Origin of the sequence: Bifidobacterium platyrrhinorum, assembly GCF_010667645.1 — a bacterium.
GTDB lineage: Bacteria > Actinomycetota > Actinomycetes > Actinomycetales > Bifidobacteriaceae > Bifidobacterium > Bifidobacterium platyrrhinorum.
Genome location: NZ_WHZV01000003.1, coordinates 169,559 through 189,310 on the forward strand (window position 1 = coordinate 169,559; position 19,752 = coordinate 189,310).

The following is a 19,752-nucleotide window of genomic DNA, read 5'->3' on the forward strand; positions in this document are numbered from 1 at the left end:
GTGCCCCGGCGGTGCGGGGCGCTTCGCCGGGGATCGCGGGGCGAATTCCGGGGCCGCGCATCCGGCCCGGAATCGCCCCGGTGCATGGGGCGGGCATATAATGCCCCTTATGACCGATGAGAAGAACCTGGCCGGCGGTGTTGGCGGCCATGAGCACGAAGAACGAGACGCAGGCGTCATGCCCCCGGTGCCGGTGGCGGACCGCGAACCGACGAGGCGCGAACACCACGGCGACGTGTTCGTCGACCCGTACGAGTGGATGCGCGACAAGGACGCGCCGCGCACGCGCGACTACGTGGCGGCGCAGAACCGCCTGTGCGAGGCGCGCAACGCGCATCTCGAGGGGCTGCGCCACACCCTGTTCGACGAGCTGAAATCCCACGTGCAGGAGACCGACATGTCGGTGCCCGTACGCATCAACGACTACTGGTATTTCGCGCGCACCCGGGAGGGGCGCCAGTACGCGGTGCAGTGCCGCATGCCCGTGCGCGGTGCGGACGACTGGGACCCGCCGCAGGTCGACCCGTTCGGCGAACCCGGCACGCTGGCGGGGGAGAGCGCCGTCTTCGACGCGAACAAGGAGTCCGAAGGCCACGACTTCTTCCGCCTCGGCGGCATGGACCTGAGCCGCGACGGCCGGTGGATGCTCTACGGCGTCGACACCGCCGGCGACGAACGCTACGACTACCGCATCCGCGACCTCGAAACCGGCGAGGACCGGCCCGAGGTGTTCGCCGGCGTGGGCGGCGCCTGCTTCACGCCCGACGGCGGCTACGTGTTCTGGGTGGAGCTCGACGACGCCTGGCGCCCCTGCGCCGTGTGGCGGCACAAGGTCGGCACGCCGGTCGGGGACGACGTGTGCGTGTACCGCGAGGAGGACGAACGCTTCTGGGTGGGCGTGGGCCTGAGCTTCGACGAGCGCAACATCGTGCTCGGCACCGGATCCAAGACCACCACCGAGGTGCTCATGCTGCCGGTGGACGATCCGGAAGGCGAATTCCGCGCGTTCATCCCGCGCAAGACGGACGTCGAATACGATGTGAGCTTCGCCTGCTTCGAAGGGGCGGGGGAGCACGGCGCCGACCTGCCGCTCGCCGTCGTCTACCACAACGCGAAGAACCCGAACTTCGAGGTCGACGTCATCGACATGAGCCGCCACGAGCCGCCGTACACGCTCGGCGAGGGCGTGTGCGTGGCCGAGGGCTCGCCGTACGGCTGCGAACGCGGCGGCGGCGACAACCCCGGCAGGGCGATTACCGAGGCGTACTTCAACCCCGCGAACCCGGCCATCCTGCAGGGACTGCACGGGCTGGGCGTCGAAGGCATCTCCATCCACAGGCATTTCGTCACGCTCGCCTACCGCGCCGACGGCCTGCAGCACGTGGCCGTCATGCCCAAGGCGCTCGCCGCCGAGGACTTCCTCGCCGGCCGCCCGTGGCGGTTCACCGAACTGCTGCCCCCGGCGCTCGAGAACGACTGGGACATGGTCGCCGACGACCGCGACCTGACCGGCGACCACGGCGAGACCCTGTGGGCCTCCGACTGGGACGCCGGCCACATGGGCGTCACCGACCACACGTCGTCGTCCGACGGCGCCAGCGACGACCACCTGCCCGGCGAGACGCGCCGCCTCTATTCGATCGGCACCGGCGGCAACCCGTCGTACGACGCGCCGCGCATGCGCTACTCGTTCACCAGCTACACGCGCCCCGGCGAACTGCACGAGATCGACCCGTCGACCGGCGAGGACCGTCTGCTCAAACGCGCCACCGTGCTCGGCGGCTTCGACCCGCGCGACTACATGGAGCGCCGCGTGTGGATCAAGGCGCGCGACGGCGAACGCATCCCCGTCTCGCTCGTGTGGCACCGCGACTTCCCCGCGCAGGACTCGCCGATGTTCATCACCGGCTACGGCGCGTACGAGATCTCCTCCGACCCGAACTTCTCCGTCGCGCGCCTGAGCATGCTCGACCGCGGCGTGCTGTACGCCGTGCCGCACATCCGCGGCGGCGGCGAGCTCGGCCGCGCCTGGTACGAGCAGGGGCGCAGGCTCAATAAGAAGCATTCGTTCGAGGACTTCGTCGACGCGACCATCGCCCTGCAGCGCGCGCATCTGGCCGACCCGCGCCGCACCGTCGCCAACGGCGGCTCCGCCGGCGGTCTGCTCATGGGCGCCGTGGCGAACCTCGCGCCGGATCGTTACGCGGGCATCGAGGCGGACGTGCCGTTCGTGGACGCGCTCACCTCCATCCTCGACCCGTCGCTGCCGCTGACCGTCACCGAATGGGACGAGTGGGGAGACCCGCTGCACGACGAGGACGTGTACCGGTACATGAAGTCGTACACGCCGTACGAGAACCTGCCGGACGCGGGCACCAGATTCCCGCGCATCTTCATCACCACGTCGATGAACGACACCCGCGTGCTGTACGTGGAGCCGCTCAAATGGCTGGCCGCCATGCAGTCGCGCGGCTTCGACGCGATCGCCAAGATCGAGGTGGAGGCCGGCCACGGCGGCATCTCCGGGCGTTACAAGCAGTGGGAGGAGGTCTCCTACGAAAACGCCTGGTGCCTCGATGTGATGGGCCTGACCCGATGAAAATACGGATGACCCGATGAAGGACGGCCCGGTGGGCCGTCCGCGGGTCAGGGGCCGGTGTGAGCCGGCCGGGGTGGGGCTTGCCGGGGCCGCCCGTCCGTTGTCCATTTGCTGAACGGCGAACGTGGACGCCGTGCGGCCGCGAGTAACGTCTCGTGCCATGAGCGAAAACACCGCAACGAAGAAGTACACGATCGCCGTCATCCCCGGCGACGGCATCGGCAAGGAAGTCACCCCGTGGGCGCAGAAGGCGCTCGAGAAGGCCGCCGAGGGCGTGGCCGAATTCGAGTACGAGCCCTTCGACCTGGGCGCCGAGCGCTACCTGCGCGACGGCTCCATCCTGCCCGAGGACGAGGAGGAGCGCATCAAGAAGACCGACGCGATCCTGCTCGGCGCCGTCGGCGACCCGCGCATCAAGGCCGGCATTCTGGAGCGCGGCCTGCTGCTGAAGCTCCGCTTCGATCTCGACCAGTACGTGAACCTGCGTCCGTCCAAGCTGTACAAGGGCGTCACCTCGCCGCTCGCCAACCCAGGCGACATCGACTTCGTCGTCGTGCGCGAGGGCACCGAGGGCCTGTACTGCGGCGCCGGCGGCGCGGTGCGCCGCAATACTCCGAACGAGGTGGCCACCGAGGTGTCCATCAACACCGCGTACGGCGTGGAGCGCGTCGTGCGCTACGCGTTCAAGCTCGCCATGAAGCGCCGCAAGCACATCACGCTCGTGCACAAGAAGAACGTGCTCGTCAACGCCGGCGACATGTGGCAGCGCATCGTCGACAAGGTCGGCGAGGAGTACCCGGAGGTCACGCACGACTACTCGCACATCGACGCGGCCACCATCTTCCTCGTGTCCGACCCGTCGAAGTTCGACGTGATCCTCACTGACAACCTCTTCGGCGACATCCTCACCGACGAAGCCGGCGCCGTGGTGGGCGGCGTGGGCTACTCCGCCTCCGGCTGCATCAACGCCTCCGACGAATACCCGTCCATGTTCGAGCCGATCCACGGCTCCGCGCCGGACATCGCCGGCCAGAACAAGGCCAACCCGACCGCCGCGATCCTCTCCGCCGCCATGTTGCTCGAGCATCTCGGCTTCGACGAGGCCGCGCAGAGGATCCACAAGGCCGTCGAGGCGGACATCGAGGAGCTCGGCTCCACCGTCCGCACCACCGACCAGGTCGGCAAGGACATCCTCAACCGCATGTGATCCGTGCGTTCCGCCCCTCTGATGGTCCGTCCCGTCAGAGGGGTCTTTTGTTATGGTTTCGGATATGAACGCGACACGTGGGGAATATAAGGTTCCGGGCGGCAAGCTGGTGGCGGTGACCGTCGGGACGGATGCCGCTGGAGCGGTCGCGCCGGGGACGGACGCGGTTGATGGGCGGATTGGTTTCGCGTCGTCGGATGGTGATGCCGGTGCGATGGCGGGTGATGCGGCGCGGCATGTGCGGATCGACGGCGATTTCTTCATCGAGGCGGATTGCGACGTCTCCGCCGATGCGCTGTTGCGCGACATCGAACATGTGCTTCTGCGCGACGTCGGGCGCGCGTCCGGTGCGGACCATGATGCCGCGCCCGGGGCCGATGCGGATCCGATGGCGTCCGGTGGCCTGATGGGGGCCGTCGATGCCGTGACGGCCATGGTCGAAGAGGCGCTCGACCGTCATCCACGCGCCCGCCTTGTCGGTACGGATGCCACGGCCATCGCGACGGCCTATATCCGGGCCCGGGGCGCCGATCCGGTTTCGTATGGGCACGGCGCCAACGACTCCATCGTGAAGGACTCCGCGATCACGGCCGATGACGACGCCCTCCTCGCGGATCGCTGGAACCGTTTGTGGCCCGGACTCGAGATCGTGCACGACGTGCCGCGCATGCCGGCCGAACAGATGGCGGTCGACGAGCGTTGGGCGCGCAAGGTCGCGGCGGGGGAGCGCCGCCCCACGCTGCGCATCTGGGAGTGGGCCGGGCCCTGCGTGGTCGTGGGCCGTTTCCAATCCGTCCCCGACGAGGTGCACGAGGACGTCGCGCGTGCCGAGGGCATCGAGGTGGTGCGCCGGTGCACGGGCGGCGGCGCCATGTTCATCGAACCGGGCAACACCATCACCTATTCCCTGTACGCGCCGCTGTGGTTCGTCGACGGCATGGACGTCGCGGATTCGTACCGGCTGTGCGACCGCTGGCTCGTCGGGGCGCTGCGCGGGCTGGGGCTCGACGTGCGGTTCGCCGGGCTCAACGACCTCGCCTCGCAGCACGGCAAGATCGGCGGCGCCGCGCAACGGCGGTTCCCCGCGCCGAAGCGGCGGGGGGCGGGGGAGGCCCCCGGCGCCGTGCTCCACCATGTGACGATGGCGTACGACATCGACGCGGCGAAGATGGGCCGGGTGCTCAACACAAGCCGCGAGAAGATGAGCGACAAGGCCGTGCAATCGGCCGTCAAACGCGTCGACCCGATGCGCAGCCAGACCGGCATGACACGGACACGGATCGTCGGATACCTGCTGGATTTCCTGCACGCGCACGCCGGCGCCGGCGTTGCCGGGCGCGGAGAAGACGGTACCGATACCGGGGGAGGGCGACGCTAGGGCCGACGCGGGTACCGGTTCGACCGCACGCATGTGAACGGTCACGGTACCTTCACGACGGGTCAAGGGGCCGTGCGGTACAATGAGGCGAATGGTCAAGGAAGCCGGCGAGCCGATGAGGGAATGGTGATGTAGAGGTGGCGGACAAGCCGAATGCGATGCCAGAGGAGGAGAACCTGCTCCTGCACACCGCGCTGTTCAAGCAGGTGTCCCCCGAACAGGCGGAGGAGCTCATCCCGCATCTCAACCAGGCGGTCTACGACAAGGGCGACGCCATCTTCGAACAGGGCGGCACAGACCATCGCATGTACCTGCTGGAACGCGGCCGCGTCAAGCTCATCCGCGAATCCTCCGACCACCGCATCCAGCTGCTGTCCATCCACGCGCCGGGCGAGGTGTTCGGCGAGATCCCCGTCTTCGACCCGACCGGCGGCCCGCGCACCGCGTCCGCGCTCGCGATGAACCACGGCACGCGCGTGGTGTGGCTCGAGCATGACGCGCTCTTCCACTGGCTCGACCAGCATCCCCGCGTCGCCATCGACATGCTGCAGGTCATGGCCGGCCGCATGCGCTCCAACAACGAGCACATCTCCGACCTGGTGTTCATGGACGTGCCGGCACGTCTGGCCAAGACCCTCATCAACCTCGCCTCCCGGTTCGGCGAGCCGGTGGAGGAGGGGCTCAAGGTGCCGCACGACCTCACGCAGGCGGAGATGGCGCAGCTCGTCGGCTCCAGCCGCGAGACGGTGAACAAGGCGCTCATGGACTTCGCGAACCGCGGGTGGATCGCGCGCGAGGGCCGTTCCATCATCATCTACCAGCCGGGCATGCTCATCCGCCGCTCGCGCCGCTGAACGGTCCGCGTCGCTGGGCCTCCCCATCCGCGGGGCCGGCCGCACCTGCGCCGCCGCAAGGACCGTCCGGCTGGGGGCGACGGCCGCCCGGCCGTCCGACGACGGCGTCCGACGGGCATCCCGACCGTCCGACGACGGCGTCCGGCCCGCTCCCGGGAGACGTTCAGGGAGTGCGGTTCCTGTGAATGATTGCCCATCCGCGGGCACGGACGGACCCTCGGTATACCCACCCACTTAGAATGGGGCGCATGCCGAAAAAGAAGTCCCTTACCGTTCGACGTGTGCTCACCCTATTGCTGGCCTATATCATGCTGTGCGTGGGCGGTGGCGTGGTCATGGCCGCGCTGTTCTCCCCAGCCGTGTTCGGCATGAACTCGGTGGCCCGTGCGGTGGTCCCGTCGCTGAAGGTCGAGGGCGTCGACTTCGATGTGACCTCCCTGCCGCAGAAGTCCGTGATGTACGCTTCCGACGGCACGACCAAGATCGCCGAATTCTATGCCGACAACCGCACCGTCGTCCCGCTCAAGAGCATCTCCAAGCCGATGCAGCAGGCCGTGGTGGCCCGTGAGGACCGACGGTTCTTCAAGCATCACGGCGTGGACGTGCAGGGCGTCATGCGCGCCTTCTTCCAGACCTTCGTGAAGAAGGGCGACACCCAGGGCGGTTCGACCCTCACCCAGCAGTACGTGAAGAACGTGCTCGCCATGCAGGCCCGCGAGGACGACGACCCGATCGCCGAATACCACGCCTCCGAACAGACCGTCGCGCGCAAGGTGCGCGAGATGCTCATCGCCGTGCAGATGGAGAAGGAATACTCCAAGCTCGAGATCCTGCAGGGCTACCTCAACATCGCCCAGTTCGGCAACCACAACCTGTACGGCGTGGAAAGCGCCGCGAAGCGCTACTTCAACACCTCCGCCAAGGACCTGAACATCGTGCAGGCGGCCACCATCGCCGCCATCACCAAGAACCCGGCCAAGTACGACCCCACCAGCGACGAGAACCTCAAGGAGTCGCAGAAGCAGCGCAACATCGTGCTCGACCTCATGCTGCAGGAGGGGTACATCACCCAGAAGCAGCATGACGAGGCGGTCAAGACGCCGCTCAAGGACACGCTCAACGTGCAGTCCATCGACTCCGGCTGCCAGGTGGCCGGCGACGCCGCGTTCTTCTGCGACTACGTGACCCGCCAGATCCTCAAGAACAAGGAGTTCGGCGCCACCGAGGAGGACCGCAACAAGCTCCTCAAGGAGGGCGGCCTGTCCATCGTCACCACGATGGACGTGAACGCCAACAGCATCGCCATGGACACGGCGCGCAACACCATCCCGCCGAACGACCCCACCGGCTTCGAGATCGCCATAGCCTCGATCCGCCCGGGCACCGGCGAGGTGCTCGGCTTCGGCATCAACCGCACCTACGACGCCACCGATCTGGCGAAGATCGATTCGACGCGAACGGCCGTGAACTACGCGGTCGACGAACAGGACGGCGGCGGCTGGGGCTTCCAGGTCGGCTCCACGTGGAAGCCGATCAACCTGGTCGCGTGGATGCAGCAGGGCAAGTCCATCAACCAGTACCTGCGCACCTCCACCGCGTACAACACCGCCAGCTTCAGCTGCAACGGCTACAGCTTCGCCGGCACCTGGAGCGTGCAGAACTCCGGCGGCGGCACCTCCAACGAAAGCCCGCTGCAGGGCCTCGTGCTCTCGCACAACACCACCCAGGCCTCGATGACCCAGCAGATCGGCCTGTGCGCCATCGCGGACGCGGCCAAGGCGATGGGCTACCACAACTCCATCCAGGGCCAGGAGGACATCTACTCCTCCAACTCGTTCCAGCCCCCGATGGTGATCGGCACCGTGCAGGCCTCGCCGCTGACCATGGCGAACGTGTACGCGACCATCGCCGCCAAGGGCGTGGAGTGCACCCCGATCGCCATCACCAAGATGACCGACCGCGCCGGCAAGAACTACAAGGTGCCGTCCGCGAACTGCCATCAGGCCATTGACCCGGAGATCGCCGAGACCACCGCGTACGCCATCAACCAGGGCGTCGTCCGCTCCGGCGGCAACGCCGTGGACGCGCAGCTGAGCGGCGGCCGCAAGACCTTCGCGAAGACCGGCACCAACGAGGACACGTACATGCTCACGGGCGGCTTCATCCCGCAGGTCGCCACCTTCGTGGCCGTCGGCAACGCGGAGACGCCGCAGTCGTTCAACTACAAGACGATCAACGGCGTGTACCGCCCGACCTGGTACGGCATGTACATCGCGGAGCCCGCGTGGAAGGAGTTCATGCAGCGCTACGTCGACACGGCCGGCATCCCGATCGACAACAGCTACGGCAACCCGAGCGCCAAGTACACGGCCGGGTCCACGACCACCACGCAGCAGAACACGCAGACGCAGACCCAGCAGCAGACGCAGCAGGATACGCAGACGCAAACGCAGCAGCAGGGCACCACGGACGGCGAGGTCGATGACGGCGACATCAACGACGGCACGTCCACCATGCCCCAGCAGTAGCGCCGGTCGGTCGGCGCCGGTGACATCCGGCGCCGCGCCAGCTACGTAGCGCCCCGCGCGATCAGGGAACGCCCGCCATCACGGTGGGCGTTCCGCGTATTCCGGCCCCGGCGCCGGATTACAATGAGTCACACCACATACCATGATTTTCGCGAAGGGGACCATTCATGAGCGATGAACGCGCCGCAAGCGCGGCCGATGACGCGGCCGGCATCGAGGCACCGCACGATTTCGACTTCAGGGGGCTGGACGTGCCGAACCTCGTCGGCTCCGCCGCGGCCGCCGGGAAGGCCGCCAAACAGCCGAAGCCGGCCAAGCCGGCCAAGACCAAGACCGCCAAGGCGAAGGACGGCAAGGGCAAGGCGTCGAAGAAGGGGAAGGGCGGCGCGACCGCCGCCGGCGCGGGCACGACCTTCCCGTCCGGCGGCCACGGCCCCATGCTGTTCCGTCCGATGACCCTGCGCGGCCTGACCATCCGCAACCGCATCTGGATGCCGCCGATGGACACCTATTCCGCGTTCGCGCAGGACGGCCGCCCCACGCCGTTCCACTACCAGCATTACGTCTCCCGTGCGATGGGCGGCTTCGGCATGATCATCGCCGAGGCGACCGCCGTCGCGCCCGAAGGCCGCATCTCGCCCAACGACGTGGGCCTGTGGGCCGACTGGCAGATCGACTCCTGGCGCTGGATCGTCGAAGGCATCAAGGAGGCGGGCGCCGTGGCCGCCATCCAGCTCAACCACGCGGGCCGCAAGGGCTCGACCGGCTCGTTCGCCGTCGGCCATGAGCACGAGACCGTGCCGGGCGAGGAGGGCGGCTGGCAGACCGTCGCGCCGAGCGCGATCCCGTTCGGCGACTACGATACGCCCCGAGCCCTGTCCGTCGACGAGATCCACGGACTGGTCGGCGCCTTCGCCGCCGCCGCGGGCCGCGCCGTGGCCGCCGGATTCCAGGCCATCGAGATCCACGCCGCGCACGGCTACCTCATCTCCCAGTTCCTCGATCCGCTGAGCAACGAGCGCGAGGACGAGTACGGCAACGGCTTCGAGGGGCGCATCCGGTTCCTGCTCGAGGTCGCCGACGCGATCCGCGCCGTGATCCCCGAGGACATGCCGCTGCTCGTGCGCGTCTCCGCCACCGACTGGGCCGCCGGCGGCTGGGACCTCGACCAGACGGTCGCCCTGTCCAAGATCCTCAAGGCGCACGGCGTCGACCTGGTGGACGTGTCCACCGGCGGCATCATCGCCGGCGTCACCGTGCCGGTCAAGCCCGAATACCAGGTGCCGTTCTCCGCGCAGGTGCGCACCCGCGCCAGCGTGCCGGTCACGGCGGTCGGGCTCATCACCAAGCCGAAGCAGGCGGAGAAGGTGCTCGCCAAGGGCAAGGCCGATGCGGTGGAGATCGGACGCGCCGCGCTGCGCGACCCGTACTGGCCGTTGCGCGCCGCCTCCAAGCTCGGCGTGCCCTCCGACGAGGCCCCCTACCGGCCCCAGTACGTGCGCGGCGCCTACTGATTCGCCGGTTTCGGCGGCGGTTTCTGCGGAGACGGGGCCGGTACTCCGTAGGAACCGCCGCTGAACATAGGTAAGCGGCGGTTTTTACGGAGATCATCCCATTGTTCCGTAATTTCGGACGTTGATCGGTCATAAGCGGCGGTTTCCACGGAGATGACGCCCCATTTCCGTAGGAACCGCCGCTTACGTCGCCTTGGCGGCGGTTTTTACGGAGCAGTGGGTTCCTCTCCGTGTTTTCCGCCGCATGACAGTTCGCGCAAACAGTGCCACAATGGGAGCCATGAGTTACGTTTCGGACAGCTTCTGGCACGACGCGGTGAACAAGGCGACCTGCGACCTGTTCACCTTCGGCTACAAGCACATCATCAAACCCAATTTCGTGTTCAACGTGCCCCCGGACGAGGCGCACGACCGCATGATCACGTTCTGCAACGTGGTCAGGCATATCCCGCCGCTGCTGTGGGCGGAACGTACGATGCTCGACTACACCGACCCGATCCTCGAGACCACGGTGATGGGCGTCGACTTCGCGAACCCGTTCGGCCTGTCCGCCGGGCTCGACAAGAACTGCGACATGCCGGTCCTGCTCGACAACGCCGGCTTCGGGTTCGAGACGGTCGGCTCCACCACGTCCCGCCCGTGCCCCGGCAACCCGAAGCCGTGGTTCCACCGTCTGCCCGAATACGATTCGATGATGGTGCACGTGGGACTGGCGAACATCGGCTCCGACAAGGTCATCGACCGCGCGGAGAAGGCGTGGACGCACGCGCACGACATGCAGGTGTCCGTCTCGATCGCCCGCACCAACGACGACAGGTGCGGCGACCTCGACGAGGGCATCGAGGATTATTGCGTCTCGATGCGCCGCGCCGCCGGCCGCACCGCGATGGTCGAGGTGAACGTCTCCTGCCCGAACACGCATGTGGGCGAGCCGTTCACCGCCTCGCCCGAGGCGCTCGACAGGCTGTTCACCGCGCTCGACAAGGTCGACCGCCCGCAGCCCACGCTCGTCAAGATGCCGCTCAACAAGCCGTGGGGCGAGTTCCGCGAACTGCTCGACGTGCTCGCCGAACACAACGTGCAGGGCGTCTCGCTCGCCAACCTCAACAAGGACCGCACCGGCCTCGAGATCCCGCACGACTGGGAGGGTGGGCTCTCCGGCGGCCCGTGCACGGACGCCAGCGCGGCGCTGGTCGCCAAGGTGCGCCGCGAATACGGCGACCGGTTCGCGATCGCCGGCATCGGCGGCGTGTTCACGCCCGAACAGGCGTACGCGAAGATCCGCGCCGGCGCCGACCTGGTGATGTTCATCTCCGCGCTCATGTACCGCGGCCCCCAGCAGATCACGGTCCTGAAGCGCGGCCTCGCCGGGCTGCTGCGCCGCGACGGGTTCTCGTCGGTCGCCGACGCGGTCGGCGTGGACGTCGACTGACGATTCTCCCGGCCCCCGCCGGCCTTCCGCCGGCGGGGGCTTTGTCGACGGGGTCCTGCCGTCTGATGTTTCCCGCCCCGCCGGCGGGAGCGGAATGGCATCGACCTATGTTGTTTTTTGTGCGCTAACGTTTGCAAAACCGCAAAAACATGACGAGAAACGCACAACTCGGTTTGATGTATGGGCGATTGTGTGCGATAATGTTCACATGATATCGTCACAACGTCAACACCTGATACTGAGCAGGCTTCGCACCCGAGGCGCCGTGCGCATCACGGCCCTCAGCAAGGAACTCGGCGTTTCCGCGATGACCATCCGCCGCGATATCGCCGAACTCGCCGACAAGGGGCTCCTCAAGCGGGTCCACGGAGGCGCCGTCACCACTTCCACGCTGCTGAGCGAACCGCTGTTCTCTGTAAAGTCGCAGATGGACATCGGCCTGAAGGACGCCATCGCGCAGGAGGCCGTCAAATACGTGGCCCCCGGCGACGTGATCGCCATCGGCGGCGGCACCACCGCCTACGTCTTCGCGCAGCACCTGCTGGAAAGCCAGCAAGCCGCGGGCATCACCATCCTCACCAACTCGATCCCCGTCGCCGAACTCGTGCAGGCGCTCGAATCGAAGGACGTGGAGGTGATCGTCACCGGCGGCGTAATCACCCGGTCGAATTCGCTCGTCGGTCCCATCGCGGACAAGGTCGTCGCCTCGCTGCGCGTCAACACCGTCTTCCTCGGCACGCACTCCGTGTCGATCCCCCGCGGCTTCCTCATGCCCAACTCGCTGGAGGCCGCCACCGATATGGCGATGATGGACATCGCCGACCGCACCATCATCTTGACCGACCACACCAAGTGGAGCTGCACATCACTGTCGCTGTTCGCGCGGTTCGACCAGGTGGACACGGTCATCACCGACGACGGGCTCGACCCCGATACCGCCGCCAAAACGAAGGAACTGGTCAAGGAGCTCGTGCTGGCCGAACAGACCGAGCCCGTACAGGAAAGTGAGCAGGAATAACCATGACCGAATTCGTAGCCTACGAGCCGGGTACGTACGCGAAGGAACACATCCGCATCACGCCGACGACGCTCGCCGACGGACGTGACTTCTTCTACCTCGACGACGATCCGGAATACGTCTCCGGCGCGAAGACCCGCGAGCTCAAGGACCCGCGCCATCTCGCCTACCGGTTCGCCAACCAGCTCAACGCCGCCGGCGAGGAGGTGCCGTACGCGGCCCCCGAGATGCGCCGCGACCCGCTGACCGGCGACTGGATCCCGATGGCCACCGCGCGCATGAACCGCCCGATCACCGCCGGCCCCGGCGCCACTGCCAAGGGCAACCCGCTGGCCGCCCGCAAGCCCGGCGACCCGTACCAGGACGGCGAGGTGCCGGACACCGACTACAACGTCGTCGTGTTCGAGAACCGCTTCCCGTCGATGGTGCGCGTGCCCGGCCGCTCCGAGGACGTCACCTACGTGGACGGCAACCCGCTGTGGGAGAAGAAGATGGCCGCCGGCCGCTGCGAGGTCATCTGCTTCGACCCGAACGAGCACGGCCTGCCCGCCGACCTGCCGGTGAGCCGTCTGCGCACCGTCGTCGAGGCATGGGCGTTCCGCACCGCCGAGATCTCGAAGATGGACGGCATCGAGCAGATCTTCCCGTTCGAGAACCACGGCGCCGAGATCGGCGTCTCGCTCGCCCACCCGCACGGCCAGGTCTACTGCTACCCGTTCATCGCCCCGAAGATGGAGCAGGAACTCAAGCACACCGAGGCCTACCACGAGAAGACCGGCGGCAACCTGCTCAAGGACCTCATGAACGCCGAACTCGAGGCCAAGGAGCGCGTTATCATGCGCAACCACAGCTGGGTCGCCTACGTGCCGGCCGCCGCCCGCTGGCCCCTCGAGGTGCACGTGGCGCCGGTGCGCGACGTGCTCACTATCGACCAGCTCGACGACCAGGAGCGCTGGGACCTCGCCTCCATGTACTCGCACCTGCTCAAGCGCGGCAACGCGTTCTTCGACAAGGGCGACGGCAAGGGCATGGACCTGCCGTACATCGCCGCCTGGCACCAGGCCCCGATCCACGACCCGCGACGCGAGAACTACCGCCTCAACCTGCAGTTCTTCTCGTTCCGCCGCGCCGCCAACAAGATCAAGTACCTCGCAGGCTCCGAATCCGGCATGGCCGCCTGGATCTCCGACACCACGCCGGAGCTCATCGCGAAGCGCTTCCACGAGCTCGGCGACGTCGACATCGCCGACTGAGCCGGACGGGTCAAACCCCCAGACAGACTGTTCCGCAAACCAAGGAAGGATCAAACACCAATGGCTGCTGTTGAATTCATCGAACCGATCCCGCACGAGGAAGGCGTCTCCGAGGCGACGAAGCTGTTCGTCGACACCTACGGCTTCGCGCCGGAAGGCGTGTGGGCCGCACCGGGCCGTGTCAACCTGATCGGCGAACACACCGACTACAACGCGGGCCTGTGCCTGCCGATCGCGCTGCCGCAGCGCACGTTCATCGCGCTCAAGCCGCGCGAGGACACCAAGGTGCGCGTCGTCTCGTCCATCTCCCCGGACAAGGTCGCCGAGGCCGATCTCGACGGGCTCAAGGCCCGCGGCGTGGACGGCTGGGCCGCCTACCCGGTGGGCGTGGCGTGGGCGCTGCGCGAGGCCGGCTTCTCCAAGGTGAAGGGCTTCGACGCCGCGTTCGTCTCCTGCGTGCCGCTCGGAAGCGGCCTGAGCTCCTCCGCCGCCATGACCTGCTCGACCGCGCTCGCCCTCGACGACGTGTACGGCCTGGGCTACGGCGACTCCGACGCCGGCCGCGTGACCCTCATCAACGCCGCCATCAAGTCCGAGAACGAGATGGCCGGCGCCTCCACCGGCGGCCTCGACCAGAACGCGTCGATGCGCTGCACGCCCGGCCATGCGCTGCTGCTTGACTGCCGCCCGGAGCTCACCCCGCTGGAGAACGTCTCCCAGCAGGAGTTCGACCTCGACAAGTACGGCCTCGAACTGCTCGTCGTCGACACCCAGGCCCCGCACCAGCTCAACGACGGCCAGTACGCCCAGCGCCGCGCCACCTGCGAGGAGGCCGCAAAGATCCTCGGCGTCGCCAACCTGCGCGTCGCCGCCGACGGCATCTCCAAGGCCGACGACCAGCTCCAGGCCCTGAAGGAGACGCTCGACGCGCTGCCCGACGAGACGATGAAGAAGCGCGTGCGCCACGTCGTCACCGAGATCGAGCGCGTGCGCTCCTTCGTGCGCGCCTTCGCCCAGGGCGACATCGAATCCGCAGGCCGCCTGTTCAACGCGTCCCACGATTCGCTCGCCGCGGACTACCAGGTCACCGTGCCGGAGCTCGACGTGGCCGTCGACGTGGCCCGCCACAACGGCGCCTACGGCGCCCGCATGACCGGCGGCGGCTTCGGCGGCTCCATCATCGCGCTCGTCGACAAGGGCCGCTCCCAGGAGGTCGCCCAGAAGATCGCCGACGAGTTCGAGAAGCAGGGCTTCCACGCGCCGCGCGCGCTGGCCGCATACGCCGCCGCGTCGGCGTCACGCGAGGCGTGACGCCCTTCGCAGCAAGCTGCTCACTTCGCCTGTGGAGAGTCCACTGGACTCTCCACAGGCGGCTCAGCCCGTGAGGCGTGACGTCTGACGAACCGTGAATGGGGGTCGAACGGAAGTTCCGTTCGACCCCCATTCGTCGTTGCGCCAGATCGCGCGGCATCGCGTGCCGTCAGTCGCGGGGCACGCGGATCATCGCCTCCTGGGCGATGGCGGCGACCAGTTCGCCGTCGCGCGAATACACCTTCGCGGTGCCGAGCCCGCGGCCGTGCGCGGCGGTCGGCGTGTCCTGCACGTACAGGTGCCACTGGCAGATGTCCACGTCGCGGTACCACCACATCGAATGGTCGATCGACGCGTAGGCGATGCCCGGCGTGGAGATCGACAGGCCGGCGCGGCGCAGCACCGGCTCCATCATCACCTGGTCGCAGCCGAGCGCCAGCATCGCGCGGTGCATGAGCTGCGGGATCTCGACGTCGCCGTCCGCCCTCATCCACACCATCTGACGGCCGGAATCGGCGGCCGCCGACTCCTTGTCCGGTCCGAGCATGATCGTCGGCGTGACATGGCGGATGTCGAACGGCGACTTCTGCGCGTAATAGTTCGCGAACGGCGACTTGCCCGCATACGGCGCCATGAGCTCCTTCGCGCTGGTGAGCGACTCCGGGTCGGGCAGGTCCTCCGGCATCGGGTCGGCGAACTCCACGCCCTCCTGCCCGGTCACCTGGAACGAGGCGATCGCGGTGAGGATCGGCCCCTCCGCCTGCGTGACGTTCACGCGGCGGGCCGAGAACGACCGGCCGTCGCGCAGCTTCTCCACGTCGAACAGCAGGTCCTGGCGGATGTCGCCGGGGGCGATGAAATACCCGTGGATCGAATGCGGCAGACGGTTCGGCGCGACGGTCTTCGCGGCCGCCATCAGCGACTGCGCGATCACCTGCCCGCCGTACACGCGGCCGGTGGGGAAGTAGAGGCTCTCGCCGTTCACGTACGTGTGGTTGCGATAATCGGAGGGCTTGCCCAGTTTGAGCACCTTCACCAGATGTTCCAGCGGTGTGATGGTGTCGTCGGTCATGCTCGTCTCCTTGGATCGTGATGTTCGATGTTCGGTTATGCGCGGGTATCGCCACGCCACGGCCGATATTCTCTCACCGGAACCGCCCGGACGGGACCATCGGCCGGGCGGCGTGGCGCGCGATCATCCGATGCCTCGACTGTAACGGGCGGGCGTTAAGTCGCTTCAGGGCGATTGTAACGAGCATGTGAGGCGTGTGAACGGCGGGTTATGGCCCCGCAACGGGAAATGGCTCCCCATGGGGGAGCCATTGCGATGGGATGGGCCCGGGCCGCCGAGGTTGGACCCGGGACCGGACCCCGGCCGGTGTGATCAGACCCTGGTCAGCTTGCGGTGCAGGCGGTGCGGGCGGGCCGCGTCCTCGCCGAGGCGGGCGACGCGGTTCTCCTGGTAGGCCTGGAAGTTGCCCTCGAACCAGTACCACTTCGCCGGGTTCTCGTCATCGCCCTCCCACGCGAGGATGTGCGTGGCGACGCGGTCGAGGAACCAACGGTCGTGGGAGATCACCACGGCGCAGCCTGGGAAGCCGAGCAGCGCGTTCTCGAGCGATTCCAGCGTCTCGACGTCGAGGTCGTTCGTGGGCTCGTCGAGCAGCAGCAGGTTGCCGCCTTGCTTCAGGGTCAGCGCCAGGTTGAGTCGGTTGCGCTCGCCGCCGGAGAGCACGCCGGTGAGCTTCTGCTGGTCGGAGCCCTTGAAGCCGAAGCTCGCCACGTAGGCGCGGGTCGGCACCTCGACGCCCGCCACCTCGATGAAGTCGAGGCCGCCGGAGACCGCCTCCCACAGGTTCTTGTTCGGGTCGAGGCCGGCACGGTTCTGGTCAACGTAGCTGATCTTCACCGTGTCGCCGATCTTCAGCTCGCCGCTGGTGAGCGGCTCGAGGCCGACGATCGTCTTGAACAGCGTGGACTTGCCCACGCCGTTCGGGCCGATCACGCCGACGATGCCGTTGCGCGGCAGCGTGAAGGACAGGTCGTCGATGAGCACGCGGTCGCCGAATGCCTTGTGGATGTGCTTCGCCTCGAGCACCGTGGAGCCCAGACGCGGGCCGGCCGGGATCTGGATCTCGGAGAAGTCGAGCTTCTTGTTGTTGCGCGCCTCCTGCTCCATCTGGTCGTAACGCTCCAGACGGGCCTTGTTCTTGGCCTGACGGGCCTTCGGCGAGGAGCGCACCCAGTCAAGCTCGCTCTTGAGGCGCTTGGCGAGCTTCGCGTCCTTCGCGCCCTGGATCTCCATACGCTTCGCCTTGGTCTCCAGGTACGTGGAGTAGTTGCCCTTGTACGGGTACAGGTGGCCGCGGTCCACCTCGCAGATCCACTCGGCGACGTTGTCCATGAAGTAACGGTCGTGGGTGACGGCGATGACGGCGCCCTTGTACTGGTGCAGGAACTGCTCCAGCCACAGGATCGACTCGGCGTCGAGGTGGTTGGTGGGCTCGTCGAGCAGCAGCAGGTCCGGGGCCTCGAGCAGGAGCTTGCACAGGGCCACGCGGCGGCGCTCGCCGCCGGAGCACACGTTCACCGGGGTGTCCGGGTCCGGGCACTGCAGGGCGTCCATCGCCTGGTCGAGCTGCGAGTCGAGGTCCCAGCCGTTCGCGGCGTCGATCTCGGTCTGGAGCTTGCCCATCTCCTCCATGAGGGCGTCGAAGTCGGCGTCCGGGTTGGCCATCTCCTCGCCGATCTTGTTGAAGCGGTCGACCTTCTGCGCGATGTCGCCGAACGCCATCTTGATGTTCTCGCCCACGGTCTTCGTGTCGTCCAGCGGCGGCTCCTGCTGCAGGATGCCGACCGTGAAGCCCGGAGTGAGCGTGGCCTCGCCGTTGGACACGGTCTCGAGGCCGGCCATGATCTTCAGGAGCGTGGACTTGCCCATGCCGTTCGGGCCCACCACGCCGATCTTCGCGCCGGGCAGGAAGCTCAGCGTCACGTCGTCGAGGATGACGCGGTCGCCGAACGCCTTGCGCGCCTTGATCATCTGATACACGAATTCTGCCATTGGTTGCAGCTTCTCCTTAAGTAAGGTCGAATTCCAGCCGTTTCCAGTCTGTCTGGCCCGCCCGCACATTGTCCGCGCATGATGTCCGCATGCCGGTCGGACGCGGGGCAAACCACCGCCCACCATGCTATCGGAAGGGCTGGAATGCCGGCGTTCCGATAAGATGCATGCGTCGTGACGCCCATGGGCCCGCCGTGACGCCTGCGGGCCCGTCGCGCCGCGCGCCGGCCCTTACAATATTGGGCGATGAACGAGAACAGGAAACGGGACCGGCGGGCCGCATCCCCGCATGATGAGGTGGGCCGCGGCGCCACGGCATCCGGTAACGCCACGGCGTCCGGCACGGCGCGCGCGGGCAGGGCGACGCCGGCGTTGGCGGCCGCCCTCATCTTCCTGGTGGCGTTGAACCTGCGTCCGGCGATCGTGGCGGTCGGACCGGTGCTCACGCGCATCGGGGACGACCTCGGCTGGGGCGAGACGGTGCTCGGCATGCTCGGCGCGATGCCGCTGTGGATGTTCGCGGCGTTCAGCCCGCTGGTGCGGTTCGCCACGACGCGCATCGGCGCGGACCGCACGATCCTGGCGGCATTGCTCACGCTCGCCGCCGGCGACGCGATCCGGTCGTTCGGCGGTCCCGCCGGGATCTGGCTGGGCACCGTGGCCATCGGGGCGGGCATCGCCGCGGGCAACGTGCTGGTGCCGGCGATCGCCAAACGCGACTACGCCGGTCACGTCCCCGTGGTGACCGGCGTGTATTCGGCGTGCATCACCTCGGGATCCGCGATCGCAGGCCTCACCTCCGCGGCGCTCGCGGACACGCTGGGCGGATGGCGCCAATCCCTCGCGGTGTGGGCGGTGCCGGCGCTCGCCGTCGCCGCGTTATGGTCGCTGCGCGTGATGTTGGGCGCCGGGGGCCCCGGCGCCGCGCAGGCCCGCCCGGACGTCGCAGACGGCGATGCGGTGGACGGCGGCCGCGCGCCCGTCCGTACGCCCGTCCGCGAGCCCGCCTCGGAGGGACGCCCGCTGTGGCGCCGGCCGATGACCTGGTGGGTCACGCTGTTCATGGGATTGCAGTCGGCCGCGTTCTACACGATGTCGAACTGGCTGCCGTCCGTGGCCGTCTCCGCCGGCTTCACCGAAACGCAGGCCGGCGTGCAGCTGTTCGTCTTCCAATCCCTCGGCATCCTGTCCGGGCTGCTGATCCCCATGCTGATGCACGTGCGCGGCGATCAGGTGTGCGCCGCGCACGTCGCCAGCGTGCCGATGGTCGTCGCCGGATGCGGCTGGATGCTGCTGCCGGCATGGTCTCCTGCATGGAGCGTGATCGGCGGCATGGGGCAGGGGGCGTCGCTGGTCGTCGCGCTCACGCTGATCGCCCTGCGCGGGCGGACGTCGGGCGAGACAGTCGCGTTGTCCGGCATGGCGCAGTCGCTCGGCTACCTGATCGCGTCCGTCGGGCCGTTCGCGTTCGGCGCGTTGGCCGAGCTTTCCGGCGCATGGGTCGCGCCGCTCGGCCTGTTCACCGCGCTCGCCGCCGCCCAATGCGCGGTGGCGGCGTTGGCCGGTTCCGTGCGTCGGGGCTGAACGCCGGACG

13 protein-coding genes are annotated in these 19,752 nt (G+C 67.9%); 11 read left to right on the forward strand and 2 right to left on the reverse strand.

The annotated features are described in order from the left end of the window. Positions 1-178 precede the first annotated feature (178 nt). The 10 genes from GFD21_RS05180 to galK all read left to right on the forward strand — a co-directional run bounded on the left by GFD21_RS05180 (position 179) and on the right by galK (position 15,094). Entirely contained in the window at positions 179-2,599 is a 2,421-nt protein-coding gene (locus GFD21_RS05180) for a S9 family peptidase (protein WP_225431684.1), read from the forward strand. A 160-nt stretch (positions 2,600-2,759) separates the two neighbouring features. Then, positions 2,760-3,806, forward strand: a complete 1,047-nt coding sequence (locus GFD21_RS05185) for a 3-isopropylmalate dehydrogenase (RefSeq protein WP_163196869.1) — start codon at positions 2,760-2,762, stop codon at positions 3,804-3,806. Between the two features lie 214 nt (positions 3,807-4,020). After that, a complete protein-coding gene (locus GFD21_RS05190; protein ID WP_404801557.1) occupies positions 4,021-5,184 on the forward strand; it encodes a lipoate--protein ligase family protein in 1,164 nt (387 codons plus the stop codon). A gap of 158 nt (positions 5,185-5,342) precedes the next feature. Further along, positions 5,343-6,038: a Crp/Fnr family transcriptional regulator gene (locus tag GFD21_RS05195; RefSeq protein ID WP_163196871.1), complete on the forward strand. Its 696-nt coding sequence runs from the start codon at positions 5,343-5,345 to the stop codon at positions 6,036-6,038. 248 nt (positions 6,039-6,286) lie between these two features. After that, the gene (locus GFD21_RS05200; protein ID WP_225431686.1) at positions 6,287-8,566 is read left to right on the forward strand and encodes a transglycosylase domain-containing protein; all 2,280 of its coding nucleotides are present in this window, start codon (positions 6,287-6,289) and stop codon (positions 8,564-8,566) included. Between the two features lie 437 nt (positions 8,567-9,003). Continuing rightward, entirely contained in the window at positions 9,004-10,080 is a 1,077-nt protein-coding gene (locus tag GFD21_RS05205) for an NADH:flavin oxidoreductase/NADH oxidase (RefSeq protein WP_404801558.1), read from the forward strand. A 280-nt stretch (positions 10,081-10,360) separates the two neighbouring features. Then, the gene (locus GFD21_RS05210) at positions 10,361-11,512 is read left to right on the forward strand and encodes a quinone-dependent dihydroorotate dehydrogenase (protein ID WP_163196874.1); all 1,152 of its coding nucleotides are present in this window, start codon (positions 10,361-10,363) and stop codon (positions 11,510-11,512) included. Positions 11,513-11,720: 208 nt separating this feature from the next. Next, positions 11,721-12,530, forward strand: a complete 810-nt coding sequence (locus GFD21_RS05215) for a DeoR/GlpR family DNA-binding transcription regulator (protein ID WP_034526657.1) — start codon at positions 11,721-11,723, stop codon at positions 12,528-12,530. A 2-nt stretch (positions 12,531-12,532) separates the two neighbouring features. After that, a complete protein-coding gene (gene galT / locus GFD21_RS05220) occupies positions 12,533-13,783 on the forward strand; it encodes a galactose-1-phosphate uridylyltransferase (protein ID WP_163196875.1) in 1,251 nt (416 codons plus the stop codon). A gap of 60 nt (positions 13,784-13,843) precedes the next feature. Further along, positions 13,844-15,094: a galactokinase gene (gene galK, locus GFD21_RS05225; protein ID WP_163196876.1), complete on the forward strand. Its 1,251-nt coding sequence runs from the start codon at positions 13,844-13,846 to the stop codon at positions 15,092-15,094. Positions 15,095-15,263: 169 nt separating this feature from the next. Here the strand turns inward: galK and GFD21_RS05230 are convergent, their stop codons facing one another. Further along, a complete protein-coding gene (locus GFD21_RS05230; protein ID WP_163196877.1) occupies positions 15,264-16,166 on the reverse strand; it encodes an acyl-CoA thioesterase in 903 nt (300 codons plus the stop codon). Positions 16,167-16,478: 312 nt separating this feature from the next. Beyond that, on the reverse strand, positions 16,479-18,158 hold the full coding sequence (gene ettA / locus GFD21_RS05235) for an energy-dependent translational throttle protein EttA (RefSeq protein WP_163196878.1): 1,680 nt from the start codon (positions 18,156-18,158) through the stop codon (positions 16,479-16,481). A 246-nt stretch (positions 18,159-18,404) separates the two neighbouring features. Between ettA and GFD21_RS05240 the strand changes: the two genes are divergently transcribed. Beyond that, the gene (locus tag GFD21_RS05240; RefSeq protein ID WP_163196879.1) at positions 18,405-19,742 is read left to right on the forward strand and encodes an MFS transporter; all 1,338 of its coding nucleotides are present in this window, start codon (positions 18,405-18,407) and stop codon (positions 19,740-19,742) included. Positions 19,743-19,752: the final 10 nt, after the last annotated feature.